The sequence below is a fragment of the Streptomyces sp. R35 genome (genome assembly GCF_041053035.1).
Classification (GTDB): domain Bacteria; phylum Actinomycetota; class Actinomycetes; order Streptomycetales; family Streptomycetaceae; genus Streptomyces; species Streptomyces lutosisoli.
Genome location: NZ_CP163440.1, coordinates 10,181,157 through 10,195,418 on the forward strand (window position 1 = coordinate 10,181,157; position 14,262 = coordinate 10,195,418).

13 protein-coding genes are annotated in these 14,262 nt (G+C 69.1%); 4 read left to right on the top strand and 9 right to left on the bottom strand.

What is annotated here, in order from left to right; translation table 11 throughout:
- Positions 1–28 precede the first annotated feature (28 nt).
- On the top strand, positions 29–2,773 hold the full coding sequence (locus AB5J50_RS45710; protein ID WP_369264453.1) for a SpoIIE family protein phosphatase: 2,745 nt from the start codon (positions 29–31) through the stop codon (positions 2,771–2,773).
- A gap of 199 nt (positions 2,774–2,972) precedes the next feature.
- Here the strand turns inward: AB5J50_RS45710 and AB5J50_RS45715 are convergent, their stop codons facing one another.
- The 4 genes from AB5J50_RS45715 to AB5J50_RS45730 all read right to left on the bottom strand — a co-directional run bounded on the left by AB5J50_RS45715 (position 2,973) and on the right by AB5J50_RS45730 (position 5,990).
- Complete coding sequence (locus tag AB5J50_RS45715) at positions 2,973–3,557, bottom strand: TMEM165/GDT1 family protein (protein WP_369264454.1); 585 nt, start codon at positions 3,555–3,557, stop codon at positions 2,973–2,975.
- A 410-nt stretch (positions 3,558–3,967) separates the two neighbouring features.
- Complete coding sequence (locus AB5J50_RS45720; protein ID WP_369264455.1) at positions 3,968–4,297, bottom strand: TfoX/Sxy family protein; 330 nt, start codon at positions 4,295–4,297, stop codon at positions 3,968–3,970.
- A gap of 9 nt (positions 4,298–4,306) precedes the next feature.
- Positions 4,307–4,756, bottom strand: a complete 450-nt coding sequence (locus AB5J50_RS45725) for an SRPBCC family protein (protein WP_369264456.1) — start codon at positions 4,754–4,756, stop codon at positions 4,307–4,309.
- A gap of 403 nt (positions 4,757–5,159) precedes the next feature.
- Positions 5,160–5,990 carry a ZIP family metal transporter gene (locus AB5J50_RS45730; RefSeq protein ID WP_369264457.1) on the bottom strand — a complete coding sequence of 277 codons (831 nt, stop codon included), beginning with the start codon at positions 5,988–5,990 and terminating at the stop codon, positions 5,160–5,162.
- A gap of 300 nt (positions 5,991–6,290) precedes the next feature.
- Between AB5J50_RS45730 and AB5J50_RS45735 the strand changes: the two genes are divergently transcribed.
- Both AB5J50_RS45735 and AB5J50_RS45740 read left to right on the top strand, forming a co-directional pair.
- Complete coding sequence (locus AB5J50_RS45735; RefSeq protein WP_369264458.1) at positions 6,291–6,842, top strand: RNA polymerase sigma factor; 552 nt, start codon at positions 6,291–6,293, stop codon at positions 6,840–6,842.
- 211 nt (positions 6,843–7,053) lie between these two features.
- Positions 7,054–7,992, top strand: a complete 939-nt coding sequence (locus AB5J50_RS45740; RefSeq protein WP_369264459.1) for a hydrolase — start codon at positions 7,054–7,056, stop codon at positions 7,990–7,992.
- Between the two features lie 80 nt (positions 7,993–8,072).
- Here the strand turns inward: AB5J50_RS45740 and AB5J50_RS45745 are convergent, their stop codons facing one another.
- From AB5J50_RS45745 to AB5J50_RS45755, 3 genes are read right to left on the bottom strand one after another with little or no spacing between them, the layout of a single operon-like run.
- Positions 8,073–9,422 (bottom strand): jacalin-like lectin, encoded by a 1,350-nt coding sequence (locus tag AB5J50_RS45745; protein WP_369264460.1) that lies wholly within the window; start codon positions 9,420–9,422, stop codon positions 8,073–8,075.
- Between the two features lie 28 nt (positions 9,423–9,450).
- Entirely contained in the window at positions 9,451–10,830 is a 1,380-nt protein-coding gene (locus tag AB5J50_RS45750) for a glycoside hydrolase family 43 protein (protein ID WP_369264461.1), read from the bottom strand.
- Between the two features lie 29 nt (positions 10,831–10,859).
- Positions 10,860–12,260 carry a glycoside hydrolase family 43 protein gene (locus tag AB5J50_RS45755; protein WP_369264462.1) on the bottom strand — a complete coding sequence of 467 codons (1,401 nt, stop codon included), beginning with the start codon at positions 12,258–12,260 and terminating at the stop codon, positions 10,860–10,862.
- A 336-nt stretch (positions 12,261–12,596) separates the two neighbouring features.
- Between AB5J50_RS45755 and AB5J50_RS45760 the strand changes: the two genes are divergently transcribed.
- Complete coding sequence (locus AB5J50_RS45760) at positions 12,597–13,097, top strand: hypothetical protein (protein WP_369264463.1); 501 nt, start codon at positions 12,597–12,599, stop codon at positions 13,095–13,097.
- A 42-nt stretch (positions 13,098–13,139) separates the two neighbouring features.
- Here the strand turns inward: AB5J50_RS45760 and AB5J50_RS45765 are convergent, their stop codons facing one another.
- Positions 13,140–13,355, bottom strand: coding sequence for a dodecin (locus AB5J50_RS45765; protein WP_330309222.1), 216 nt, complete (start codon positions 13,353–13,355; stop codon positions 13,140–13,142).
- 37 nt (positions 13,356–13,392) lie between these two features.
- Positions 13,393–14,196 carry a GntR family transcriptional regulator gene (locus AB5J50_RS45770; RefSeq protein WP_369264464.1) on the bottom strand — a complete coding sequence of 268 codons (804 nt, stop codon included), beginning with the start codon at positions 14,194–14,196 and terminating at the stop codon, positions 13,393–13,395.
- Positions 14,197–14,262 lie beyond the last annotated feature (66 nt).

Below are 14,262 nucleotides of genomic sequence, written 5' to 3' on the forward strand. Positions count from 1 at the left end.
TTGGGATCACCAGTGCTACAAAGGTCGCATGGCGAGCTTTTTCGCCCTTTTTCGACGCAAATCGCTGAAGTCACTGGTGAGCAGGAGCCCGCGAAGCGTTGCCGGGCAGGTGCTCGTTCTCCAGGTGGCGCTGGTCGTGGTGCTCGTGGCCTGCGGCGTGTTCGCCGTCGCCCTGCAGTCGAAGCGGGACACCAACGCCGAGGCCAGGCGCCGCTCCATAGCCGTGGCAGAGACCTTCGCGCACTCTCCCGGTGTCCTGGCGGCACTGCAGACCCCCGACCCGAGCAAGATTCTCCAGCCGCTCACCGAGGCGGCGCGCAAGGCCGCCGGCGTCGACTTCATCGTGGTCATGGACACCCATGGCATCCGCTACACCCACCCCCTGCCGAGCCGGATCGGAAAGCGGTTCGTGGGCACCATCGAGCCGTCGCTGGCGGGGAAGGTCTACGTGGAAAGCGTCCACGGCCCGCTCGGCCAGGAGGTACAGGCCACGGTCCCGATCGATGACGAGAAGGGCAAGGTGGTGGGCCTCGTCTCCGCCGGGCTGAAGGTCAAGAACGTGACCAATCAGGTGGACCGGCAGCTGCCGATCATCCTGGGCGCCGGGGCCGCGGCGCTCGTGGTGGCCACCGGCGGGACGGTACTGGTGGCCAAGCGGCTGCGACGGCAGACCCACAGCCTGGCCCCGGACGAGATGACCCGCATGTACGACCACCATGACGCGGTGCTGCACTCCGTGCGCGAAGGGGTGCTCATCGTCGCCGGCGACGGGCGGCTGCTGCTGGCGAACGACGAGGCCAGACGGCTGCTGGAGCTGCCCCCGGACGTCGAGGGACGGCTCGTGTCCGAGCTGTCGAGCCTCGACCCCGAGACGATGGAGCTGCTCGTCTCCGGGCGCGAGGCCACTGACGAGGTGCACTTCGCCGGAGAGCGGCTGCTGGCGGTCAACCAGCGCCCCACAGATCGCGGCGGAGGCCCCAAGGGAACAGTGATGACGCTGCGTGACTCCACCGAGCTGCAGGCGTTGACCGGCAGGGCGGAGATCGCGCGGGAGCGGCTCAAGCTGCTGTACGACGCCGGACTCGGCATCGGCACCACCCTGGACGTGCTGAGCACCGCCGACGAGCTGGCGCGGGTCGCCGTCCCCCGCTTCGCCGACTTCGCCACCGTGGACCTGGCCGACGCCGTGCTGCGCGGCGAGGAGCCGGCGTCTACCGCAACGGATATGCGACGCACGGCCGTATGCGGCATCCGAGACGACCATCCGCTCTATGAGACGGGCAGGCTGATCGACTATCTGCCTTCCACGCCTCAGGCGCGCGGCTACGGCAGTGGCCACTCCGAATTGGTGGCCGACCTGTCGACCGCCACGGGCTGGCACGTGCAGGACCCGGAGCGCACCAAGGCGATCATGGACTACGGCATCCATTCCCTCATCACCGCTCCGATCCAGGCCCGCGGTGTCGTGCTGGGCATGGCCAACTTCTGGCGCTGCGAGCAGCATGAGCCCTTCGACGAGGAGGAGCTGTCACTGGCGGAGGAACTGGTGGCCCGTGCCGCGATCAGCATCGACAACGCCCGCCGCTACACCCGCGAGCACGCCCTGGCGGTCACCCTCCAGCGCAGCCTGCTCCCGCGGGCCCTGCCCGAGCAGAGCGCCCTCGACGTCGGCTACCGCTACCTCCCCGCCCAGTCGGGCGTGAGCGGAGACTGGTTCGATGTGATTCCCCTGCCGGGGAGCCGGGTGGCGCTGGTCGTCGGCGATGTGGTCGGTCACGGCCTCCACGCCGCCGCCACGATGGGGCGGCTGCGGACCGCGGTGCACAACTTCTCCACCCTCGATCTGCCGCCCGACGAACTGCTGAGCCATCTGGACGACCTGGTCGGCCGCATCGACGAGGACGAGGCGGGTACGGAGAGCGCTGTGGGCGTGGTGGGCGCCACCTGCCTGTATGCGATCTACGACCCTGTGACGCGCCGTTGCGCCATGGCGAGCGCGGGGCATCTGGCGCCGGCGCTCGTCCACCCCGACGGAACCGTCACCTTCGCGGACCTGCAGGCCGGGCCTCCCCTCGGCCTCGGCGGCATGCCGTTCCAGACCACCGAGCTGGACCTCGCGGAGGGCACCCAGCTCATCCTCTACACCGACGGCCTCATCGAGGACCGCAGACGCGACCTGGACGTGGGCATGGAACTGCTGCGCGATGCGCTGGCGGGCCACCCCGACCGGCCGCCCGAGGAGAGCTGCCAGGCCGTGCTGGACGAGCTGCTGCCCGGGCGTCCCCAGGACGACGTCGCCCTGCTCATCGCCCGCACCCGGGTGCTGCAGCCCGACCGGATCGCCGACTGGGATGTGCCGCTGGATCCGGCCGCCGTCGCGGGGATGCGCGACGCCGTGAACCGAAAGCTCGACGAGTGGGGCCTGTCCGAGCTCGGCTTCACCATGGAACTCGTCCTGAGCGAGCTCGTCACCAACGCCATCCGCTACGCCTCCGAGCCGATCCACGTGCGGCTGATCCGCGACCGTACGCTGATCTGCGAGGTGGCCGACGGCAGCAGCACCTCGCCGCATCTGCGGTACGCCGCGACGATGGACGAGGGAGGCCGGGGCCTGTTCCTGGTGTCGCAGGTGACCGAGCGCTGGGGCACCCGGTACATCCCGCAGGGCAAGGTGATCTGGGCCGAACAGGCGCTGCCGGACGTCATCGAGGAACCCGGCCCGACAACGGCCGGCGCGGACGAGCGCCCGGACGAGGGCGCGGCCGGCCAGTAGCCCCGGCATGAAGACGGCTCGGGCCGGGAGCGGCATCGCGGCCGGCGTCACGCGGACGGTGAGGCGGTGGAAGCCGTGCCCGGGAAGAGCTTGGGGTCCATGCTTCGTACCGGTCGGGGGCCGGTGACACCCGTCGGGCCCCGAGCGATTCGGCCGGGGCCCGGATGCGGACTGGATCAGGCAGGGGAATTCCGCCGGATCAGGCGGTGAAGATCTCCACGAGGGACCAGATCGCGAGCGCGGTCATGCACAGGCCGCCGATGCGCTGGACGGTCTTGAGAGGCACGCGCTTGGCGATGAAGCGGCCGGCGAGCAGCGCGAGGGCGGAGACGGACATCAGGGCGGCCGCCGAGCCGATGGCCGTGGACCAAGTGCCGTTGCTTGCGGCGAGGTTGGCGGTGGTGATCTGCGTCAGGTCGCCCCACTCGCTGATGAACACGGCCATGAACGCGGTCGTGTAGACGGGCCAGAAGCCGGTGACGGTCTCGCCGCCCGTGTCCTCCTCGCCGTCGTCCCCGCCGCCGCGCAGCAGCATGAAGGCGCCGAAGGCGAAGAGAGCGGCGGAGACGAGCTTGACGACCCAGTCGGGCAGCAGCCCGATGAGCCCGCCGGCGCCGACGGCGATCGCGACGTGCACGATGAACGCGCTCGATGTGCCGAACCAGACATACAGCGGGCGCATCCGGGTGCCCATGGCGAGCGACGCGAACATGGTCTTGTCGGGGAGCTCGGCGAGGAAGATCAGCCCGAAGGCGGTGATGATCGCCAGGGGGTCGAGGTGCATTCCGGTGGTCTTTCTGTGGGGCCGGGCCCCCGGATCTTCTCGAAAACACCCTGGCGGGGCGGCGGGAGAACCGATCGGCCCGGCATGACGGGTGCGCCGCACGGTGTGCGGGCGCATCAATGCCTGGCCGAAGGTCTCGCCCGCCCGCGCTGTCGCACGAGCCCGGCCACCGGGAACCCGAGGGTTCCAGTGTGTCGACGACCGGTTTGCGGGGCTACTCCCCTTCGCAGCAGCTCAAGATACACGCACCCCCATGGGCGTGCTGTGGCCGGCGTCACCGCCGAGGGACTCTGGTATGCCGCCTGCGTCGGCTGCGGCTGTCAGGGCTGGACGACGATGACGTTCGCTCGGTCGCAGGGGTCGAGGCAGTCCGTCGTACACACGGTGAGTCGCCCGCGGAGGCGTGGCCCTCACTTGGGTGGCAGGCCTGCGGCGAAGGCATGACCCTCGTCGATCCACTCGCCCAGGACGTCGTCCTGCGTCAGGGCGGAGCCGGCGACGAGGATCCAGCCGCGCATCGGGCGGCCGGTCATGTCGAAGACGCGGGTGCCCGGCCGGGCCAGGGCGGCGTCGGTGTTGTCGGGACCGACGCGGACCATGAGGTCCTCCCCGCTCACTCCTACGGCCATGTTGCCGCGGTGGAGGAAGGCGACCCCGCCGAACATGCGCTTCTCGGCGATGTCAGGATCACCGCTCAGCCGGTCCCGGATCCGCTCGGCCAGTCCTTCGTCGTACGCCATGTGAGCCCCTCATTTCCGTTCGGTGAGCCGGTGTTCGAGGTCGCGCAGGTCCTTGGTGAGGGAGGAGCGGACCTGGCGGGCGAGCGGCGGTGCGGCCAGTCGGTAGAAGCCGCCTTCGCCGCCCCGGACGCGGATGCGGGCAAGGGTGCCGTGGGCGTGCGGGACGAAGGTATAGGTGACATGCATGGGCATGGGGCCCGCCACGGAGGTCATGTCCAGCAGCCGCGGTGGCTCGTGGGCGGCCACGCGCAGGACGTAGTCGATGCGTCGGCCGAGGAAGTACGCCGTACGGGTGACCTGGGCGCCGACGCCGAATCCGCCCGCGTCCGCCTCCTTGGTGAGCTGCGCGGTGCGGATGCCCTGGGTCCACTCGGCGTCGTGGCGCCAGTCCATGGCGTACGCGGCCACCCGCTCGGGAGGCAGCGGGATCACGCGTTCCACCGATACGTCGATCGTCATCGTGCCGCCGCCCTGCCGCCGTCCTGTCGGGCTCCTGTTCCGCCCGGTGCTGCATCCAGGATCCTCGGGCGGCCGGCCGGGTGCCCGGCGAAGGCACCGAGTGCCGGTGAGCCGGGGCGGGACAAGCCGGGATCCACGGGAGCCGTCGCTGTCGCGCCACGGCTCGGGCTCGGACCGGATCGGGAACAGGCCCCGGTGGCCCCGTGCGAAGGGAGGCCGCCGTCCGGGACGGCCCGCGGGCCATGCACGCTCGCGGCGGACTCGAAGGTGATCCGGACGACCTCGCCCCCGCCACCCTGGCCGGCCGTGCTCCAGGGCGGCCTTCAGCTCACCCAACTCCAGGGTGAGGTCGGGCCGTTGGAGGTGGCGCTCGACTCGCCATCGTCAGGCTGATGCGGCGGATTCAGACACCCGCGGCCGTGACGACGGCGTCCGTGGCGAAGCCCAGCAGGAGGCCGAGCAGGATGCACCAGGTGGTGAGTGTCTTGAGCCCGGTCCTGCGGGCGACGGCGAGCAGTTCGATGACCACGTAGAGGATCGAGCCGGCGGCGAGGCCGAGGAACGCGATCGACAGGGTGTCGTTGACCAGGTGCTGGCCGATGATCGTGCCGAGGAAGGTGGGGCCGCCGCCGATCAGGCCGAGCCACAGCAGCGTGAGCCAGGATGCGCGTTCGCCTTCGGCGGCCAGTGGGGCGACGATGCCGAAGCCCTCGGTGGCGTTGTGCAGGCCGAACCCGATGACCAGCAGGACGGCGAGGGAGAGGTCGCCCTGGGCGGCGGAGTTGCCGATGGCCAGACCCTCCGCGAAGTTGTGCAGACCGATGCCGGTGGCGATCATCAGCGCGAGTGACTCGGCCTGGCTGTGGGTCTTCGGCGCCAGCTCGGCGGTGGCGGCGGCACCGGGACCCGCGGGATGTGCGCCGGCGGCCTTACGGCGGCGGGCCGTCCAGGCGTCGTAGTGCACGAGCCCGGCCAGCCCGATCGTCAGGCCCGCGGCGAGCGTGCTGCCCCCGGAAGCGACCGTTCCCCACTTGTGCTCGCTCAGCGCCTCGTCGATGGGCTCCCACGCATGGGTCAGTACGTCCCACACGAGGAAGATGAGGATGCCGATGGCCACGGCGTTCAGGCCGGCTTTGAGGCGCGGCGTGGGCCTGCGCAGGCGGCCGATGGGGAGGCCGAGATAGATGGTGAAGCCGGCGATGGCGCCGAGCAGGGCGATGTTCGTGCTGGACATGGGGACTCCGGTCAGCTGTGCGGGGTGCGCACGAAACCTAAGGGAGGTAAGCCTTACCTAACAATAAGTGTGCAGCAACTTAGGGAAAGCTTGGTGAATTCATTGCGCGGGCTGTGCGGCGGGCCGGCGGGTCGCTCCGTGCGGCGCCGCGCTGGAGGGTGTGTGGCCGGTTCCGGGGTCGGCGCTCGCCCGGGTGAGGTCGTCGGCGATGAGGGCCGGTTCGACATGGCCATGCGCGGCGTCCCCGGGGGCATGCGGCTAACATGCCTGGCCTCTGATTCACATCGAGGGGAGCGACCGGTGCAGGACGCGGCGGAGACCGAGGAGCTCGCTCTGCGTGCGGCTGCCGGTGACGGGCCGGCGCTGAACGCGCTGCTCCAGAAGGTCCGGCCCGAGGTCGTACGGCGCTGCGGCCGTTTCCTGCCCTGCCGTGAGGACGCCGAGGAGGCGGCCCAGGACGTGCTCCTCCAAGTGGCCCGGAAGATCACCACCTTCGAGGGCCGCAGCCGCTTCAGTACCTGGCTGTACACGGTCGTCGCCAACTGCGCCCGCCAGAAGTACCGCGAGCTGAAGCGGCGTGCGGCCGAGCAGCCGGGTGCGATCGACGCGTCGCAGCATGTCGATCCGCGCACCACGAGCGTCATCGCCGGTTCCCGGGTCGACCTCCTGGAGGCGCTGGAGCGACTGGAGCGGGAACACCCGCACCTGGTCGCGCCGTTGGTCTACCGGGACATCTGCCAGCTGGAGTACGCCGAGGTCGCCGAGCGTGTGGGTATCCCGCTCGGCACGCTCAAGTCGCGTCTCCACGAGGCGCGCAAGCAGGTCAGGCCCTGGCTGGCCGACGCCTCCTGACGATTCGTCAATTCAGCCTCGCCATGGGGCGGTTGTGCCGCACGGTAAGAGCTTTCTAAGAAGTGGCGTACGGGTCTCCCGGTGCCCGTGATCTTGTGTGTACTGTCCACGCTTGTGTCGAGCGGCAGTTGTTCAACGGCCGTTCTACGCGCGCAGATCGGCGACCCGCACCGCCTCTTCCACCGTCCCCCCACTCATGGAGGAATGCCGGATGCTCACCCCCACCAAGCCCCGCCACAGACTCGCCACCGCTCTCACCGCGCTCGGCGTGCTGCTCACGGGCGCCGCACTCCAGACGACCTCGGCCGCCCCCGCCCACGCGGCCACCACGCACCGCGTCCTGTTCGACAACGGCCACGCCGAGACGGCCGGCAACGCCGACTGGATCATCTCCACCAGCCAGCCGAACCCGCTCAGCCAGGACTCCTCCCCGTCCTCCGAGACCGACTGGACCGGCGCCCTCTCGTCCTGGGGCGTGGCGCTGCAGCAGACCGGCGACTACTCGCTGGACACGCTGCCTTCGGGCTCCAAGCTGACGTACGGCGGTACGGCCGCGACCGATCTGTCGAACTTCGACACCCTGGTGCTGCCCGAGCCGAACACCCTCTTCACCACCGCCGAGAAGACCGCGATCATGACGTTCGTGAAGAACGGCGGCGGTCTGTTCATGGTCTCCGACCACACCGGTGCCGACCGCAACAGCGACGGTTACGACGCGGTCGAGATCCTCAACGACCTGATGACCAACAACAGCGTCGACTCCACCGACCCGTTCGGCTTCTCCATCGACTCGCTGAGCATCAGCTCCGGTTACCCCGCGGCGATATCGGACAGCACCAACGCGGTCCTGCACGGCTCGTTCGGCACCGTCACCAAGAGCCTGATCGCCAGCGGTACGACGGCCACGCTCAAGCCCGCCGACAACTCGGCCGTCAAGGGCCTGCTCTACCGCAGCGGTTACTCCGGTAACACCGGCGCGTTCTTCGCCACCAGCACCTTCGGCAGCGGCAAGGTCGCCTTCTGGGGCGACAGTTCGCCGATCGACGACGGCACCGGTCAGTCCGGCAACACGCTGTACGACGGCTGGAACGACACCGGCGCCACGAACGCCGCGCTCGCTCTGAACGCCACCGAGTGGCTCTCTTCGTGAGGTAGCACCACGCATATGGCCCTCCCCGCCACGCGTGAACGAGCGTGGCGGGGAGGGCCGTTGCCGTGTACGGAGAACGGTCAGCGCTGGGTGTAGATGAAGCCGATCTTGTCGACCTCGTCGCCCGTGCGACCGTGGAAGCCGGCGATCTGCCAGCCCGACGGCGCGGTGCGGGTCACACAGTCCGACGTCGTCGTGCCGCCCGCGAGGCTGCGGCCCAGGCTGGTGGTGAACTTGGCGTAGAAGATCCTCGTCTGGCTGTCCTTCTGGCCCTGGCACAGCTGCGCCGAGGTGACGTACTCGCCGCTGCCGAGGGTGAGCGACGAGGCGGTGCCGCCCGTGCCCCCGTGCGTCAGCGTCGTGCCGTTGCTGAGCGTCAGCCCCATCTGGTCGACGCGGGAACCGGCGCGCAGCGAGACGGTGGTGGCCCGGGCGCCCGCCGGCACGCTGTCGATGTCGTTGAAGTAGTCCCCGTGCGGGCCGCCGAACTGGTCGCTCAGCTGGAAGGCGGAGGTGCGCGACCAGCTGAACTTCGCGGTGATCGGGTCGTGGTCGGAGAGCATCAGCCCGTCGGAGGTCAGGAAGCTCGCGTGCTCGTTGTTGTAGCTGGTGGCGTTCAGCGAGACGAGCTTGCTGCCCCGGTAGAGGATCTTGTCGACGACCTCGCAGGTGTTGGGCACGGTGGCCCCGGTCTGGTCGCAGACCAGCGCGTCGCTGCCCTTGGCGGGCGGGGTGCCGCCGCGGATGAGCTGCACCCAGGCGTCGGTCAGGCCGTTGGCCGCGCCGAACTCGGCGATGGTGTCACCGGAGCGGGTGTAGCGGGTGTTGGTGTCCCCCATGACGACGACGGCGTTGCCCGCCGAGTGGCTCTTGATGAACGCGGTGAGCTGGTTGAGGTTGTCCGCGCGCGAGGCCAGGTCACCGTCGTTCGTACCGGCGTTGGTGTGCAGGTTGTAGAAGTCCACGTACACGCCCTCGGCGAGGCGCTCCCGCATGAACGTGAAGCCCTTGGGCGTCAGGCAGTCACCCGAGTCGATCTGGCAGGAGTTCCAGCCGACCCGCTCGAAGTCGTCGGTGTCGTAGGAGATCTTCGAGAGGGTGTTGAGTCCGCTGCCTATGCCGGCGCCGCCACTGGTGGGGGTGCGGTAGGCGTGCGCGGTGTCGGCCGCGTAGAGGTAGGCGTGGTAGTTGAAGTCCTCCTCGACGTGGACGATGTCGTACGGGGCGATCCGCTGACCGATCGCCGTGGTGCTCGTGTCGCGGGGCGTGGACGCGCTGGAGAGGCTCTCCGGCAGTCCGGCGACGTTGTAGCTGAGCACGCTGAAGGTGCCCGAGTCGGCGGCAGCCGCGGGGGAGGCGATCGCCGTGAGCCCGCCGACAGCGGCCGTTGCCGCTGCCAGACAGGCGAGAACTCTGCGGAGGGGGGACATGGGGGTGCCTCCTGGGGACGAAGGGGGGTCAGTAGCCGACCGAGAACGTGGCGTCGGACTTTTCCGTGGAGGTGGAGATCGGATCGATGCGCAATACGTAGTTTGAGTGACGGATGTAACGCGTGGGGTAGTTGTAGGAGCGGAAGGATGACCATGAGGTGTCGGCCAGCCCCGCGGTCCGGTAGAACGTGGCGTCCTGGGCGAACGTCGTGGTGCTGTCGTTCACGTCCAGCACCAACTGGTAGTTGGAGTGCCGCAGATAGCGGGTCGGGTAGTTCACCGACTGGAAGGACACTCCGGAGCTGTCGGCCAGACCGGGCACGAGCTTCCACTGGGAGTCGGTGTACGGGTCGAACGGGTACGCGTCGATGCGGCCGACGTAGTTGGAGTGACGGACGTACCGGTCCGGGTAGTTGTACGACTTCAGCCGGTTCCAGGCAGGCGCTCCGTACGCGGCGAGCAGGTTGTTGTACTCCGTCGTCGTGATGGGCTGGATGGTGCCGTGCTTGGAGTTGAGCGGCTGGGTGTAGAGCTTCTGGTCGACCGCCGTCCAGGTGCCGGTCGAGAGATCGGCCGACTGCCAGGCGTAGAAGACGCCGTTCGGCGTATAGGTGTCTCCCCAGAGGTACCAAGTGCTGGATGTCTGGGACTTGACGAGGATCGGAGCCTCGGTGCCGCCGTGCGCGACCGGCGTGCTGAACACGGTGAAGCTGCCCGGGTCCAGGGTGGTGGACTTGGCGCCCACCAGCGTCTGGTCCTTCTTGAAGTACAGGTAGTTGACACCGTTCACGCCCACGGCGAGGTCGCCGTCGATGATGTCGTAGCCGGGGTCGAAGAAGACCTGAGCATCCGTCACCGTCACGAAGTCGGTGGTGTAGTTGACCATGATGACGTTGTGGCCACTGGAGTTGACGGCCGAGTAGATGATCCCGTACTGGCTCCGGCCCGCGTCCCAGAACGCCTCCGGCGCCCAGCTGTGTGTGGCCATCTCATGCAGCTTCAGCCGGTGGTAACCGGTGAAGGACCGCAGGTCGGTGGAGTTCCAGACGTGGATGTACTGGCTCTGCAGGCTCCAGTCGGTGCCCTTGAGGTCGGTGGCGAGCACCACGAACGTGCCGTCCTGCTTGCGCAGGATGAACGGGTCGCGGAGTCCGCCGGTGCCCTCGGTCGGGGTCACCACGGGGTTGTTCTGGTTCAGCGGCGTCCACTGGAGCGAGTCGGGGCTGACGGCCAGGTGGAGGCCGTAGTCGGAGCCGTTGCCGCTCGGGGACTCGGTGAAGTAGCCCATCACGTACGCGGAGGTGGTCGCCGCGCGGGCGGGCGTGGAGCCGATGGTGAAGGTGGCGGTCAGGGCGGCCATCGCCCCCAGCACAGTGCGGCGGGACGGCTGGAGCGGGCTTTGGCTCATGGGTGTCTCCCTCTCTCGTGCGGTGTCTGTCATGCCCAGGCGGTGACGGGGACGAAGGAGCCGTCCTGCCGGAAGAGGGCGGTGCCGTCCGCGATGTCCACGCGGAGCTGGTAGTTGTAGTGGCGCAGGTAGTAGCCCGGGTAGTTGTACGACTCCAGGCGGATCGAGCCGCTCGCCGTGCCGGTCCGGGCGATGAAGGTGGCGTCCTTCGCGAACGTCGATGTCCCGTCGTTGGCGTCGAAACGGCCCCGGTAGTCGTAGTGCCGCAGGTAGTTGCCCGCCGCGTCCCGGAAGGAGTAGCCGCTCGAGTCGGCGAGGCCCGCCACGACCGTGAAGGTCGACGCCTGCTTCTCCGCGGTGGTGCTGGAGCTGGTCACCACGGGCAGGTTGAGCAGGGAGGACTGCTCCTGCCAGTAGCGGGTGGTGTAGTTGCCCGACCGGAGGGAGCGGGTGACGCCGGCCGACAGACTCGGTCCTCCGGAGACCGTCTCCTTGATGACGGTGAAGTGGCGTGCGGTGCCGGAGATGCCCGGCAGCTTCTTCGGGGCGCTCCAGGTGGCGAAGGTGTCGTAGCTGTCGCTGTAGTAGTAACTGCCGTCGCCGTAGCCGTCGAAGAAGATCCGCCAGCCGCCGTTGTCGAGCTGGATCAGGGCCGGCCCCTCACGGGTGCCGCCCCAGCCCGCCCAGTCGCCGGTCTTCTGGATGGAGTACGAGCCGGTGAGGCTGGAGGCGGTCGCGTACTCGATGTACTTCGTCGTCTCGTTCTTGGTGAACGCGTGGTACGTCGACCCGCTCTTCACGATGAAGGTGTCGATGTGGTTGCTGCCGATGCCGGACAGCGCCACGGGTGAACTCCACGCGGTGAGCGCGGAGTCAGTGGCCTTCAGCAGATACGGCGTGAAGATCCACTCGTCGCTGGTGAGCGAGCAGGACACGATGATGTTCACGCTGCCGTCGCTGTCCACGAACCACTCCGGCGCCCATGCCCGGGACAGGTTGGTGATCGGGACCGTGTAGTCGTACAGGAACGTCCAGTTGACCCGGTCGGAGCTGCGGGCGAAGCCGATGGTGGTGCTGACGTCCTGCCAGGTGTGCGTGGTGTACGTGACGTAGTAGTAGCCGTCCGTGTGCTTGAACACGCTGGCGTCGCGGATGCGGTTGCTGGGAGGCGTGTACGCGGATGCCTTCAGAAGCCGGAAGTCGGTGGCGTCGTCGGACTCGTAGACGTTGACCGTGCCGTCGTCGCTGTTGAGGAACGGCACGATGGTGTAGCGGGTGGCGTAACCCTGGGCGGGTGCCGCCGCTGCGGTGCCGAGCAGTCCGGGCAGTTCACCCAGGACGAGGGCGGTGGCGGGCAGGGTGACCAGCGCGCGGAGCAGGCTCCGGCGGGATGGCTGAACAGGGAGTGGCGGACTGTCTGATGTGGTCATGTGCGGCTCTCCTTGGTTCGTTCACTCAGCCGGCGCGGCGACTTCCGCGGCGGTGAGGGCCTTGCCGTACACGCGGAAGCCGTCGACGGGGAAGGAGCCACGTCTGTCGAGAGGGGGGTTCACCAAGACCTCCGCATGCCGAAGAACCGGGCGGTGGTGTCCCTCCACCACCCTGTTCTTGTTCGAAATACCGAATGTTGTGCGACATGCTGTGCGAGGCATTACGGTAAGGGCTTGCTGGGTGATGTGAACAGAGCCTGACGAGGCAGAAGTTGGACGTGTTCACGAGGGAGATCGGCCGCCGCGGTGCGCGGGGCGTCCCGGGCCCTGTCTAGGGTGGTCGGCGTGAAGGAGAAGATCAGCAGACCGCTCGCCGTGTTCGACCTGGACGGCACACTCGCGGACACCGCGCATCGGCAGCGGTTCCTGGAGAGCAAGCCTCGGGACTGGGACGCGTTCTTCGCGGCCGCGGCGCAGGATCCACCGCTGGCCGAGGGCATCGCGCTGGCGCGGCAGAGCGCGCAGGACTGCGAGGTGGTCTACCTGACCGGCCGCCCCGAGCGGTGCCGCCGCGACACCGAGGACTGGCTGGCCGCGCAGGGGCTCCCGGATGGGCGCATCTGGATGCGGCGCAACGACGACCGCAGGCCGGCCCGGCGCACCAAACTGGAGATCCTCCGCCGACTGGCCCGCAACCGCGAGATCCGCGTCCTCGTGGACGACGACGAGCTGGTCTGCGAGGACGCGGAGCGGGCGGGGTTCAGGGTCGTCAGGGCGCGCTGGGCGGCCGCGTCCGCGGCGCTGAGGGACGCGCAGGAGCGGGAGGGGCGGACCTGAGGGGCCCGCTCAGGGGTGGTGACCCCGGGGGCCGGGGCCGCGTCACTCGCCTTCGTCGAGCCGGAAACCGACCTTCAGGCCGACCTGGTAGTGCTCGATCTGCCCGTTCTCGATCTGGCCCCTGACCTGCGTGACCTCGAACCAGTCCAGGTTGCGCAGGGTCTGCGAGGCGCGGGTGATCCCATTGCGAATGGCCTGGTCGATGCCCTCGTGGGAGGTACCGACGATCTCGGTGACCCGGTACGTGTTCTCGGACATGCGGGTACTCCTCTCGCCGTGGCGGGTGTGCCACGCGTCATTCCACGGTGCCCCACAGCGCGGCGGTCCGCGAGATGTCGGGGATGCCCTGGGTGAAGTCGTCGGGCGCGTCCCGGGCCGTACGGCCGTGGTGCGCGGCCAGCGACAGCCGCGAGACGATGCGGTAGCGGTCGCCCCGGTAGAGGGAGTGGACGTACTCCACCGGCCGGTCGGAGGTGTCCGTGGTCAGGCGCTCGATCAGCAGAGCGGGGGAGAGGACCGGGACCCCCAGCACCTTGGCCTCGGCCTCGCTGACGACGGTCGGCTCGATCGACTGGGTCGCCTCGTGGACCTGGATCCGGTGGTGTTCCCGCAGATGGGCGTAGAGGTCCCCGGCCTCCAGTTCGGCAGGCGTGAGCGAGGGCACCAGCGCGGCCGGGATGTGCAGATGCTCGATCGCCATGGGGGAGCCGTCGACCAGTCGCAGCCGCGCGATGTAGACCAGCTCGGCGGCCGGTGACATCCGCAGCTTCCGGCCGATCCTGGCGCCCGCGCGGATGGTCGCGAGCTCCAGTACGCGGCTCGACCAGCTGCCGGTGGCGAGCGGCACGCTCGCCGTCTGCCGGTCCGGGACGATCTCCTGGGTGATCTTCGCCGGCGCCACGAACATGCCCCGCCCGTGCTCGCGCACCAGCAGCCCCGTGGCGACGAGTTCGTCGACGGCGGCCCGCAACGTGGGCCGTGAGACGCCGAGTTCGGCGCAGAGTGTGCGCTCGGAAGGAATGGCGGCCCCCGGACCGCGGTCCTCGACGAGACCGAGCAGGAAGTCGCGGACCCGCTCCCGCTTGAGTACGCCGTCCATGTGCTCCCCACTCCGTGCTCGATGACGCCGATCAGCGCCCGGCGGTCCTTCGGCTGGTCAGCCCCG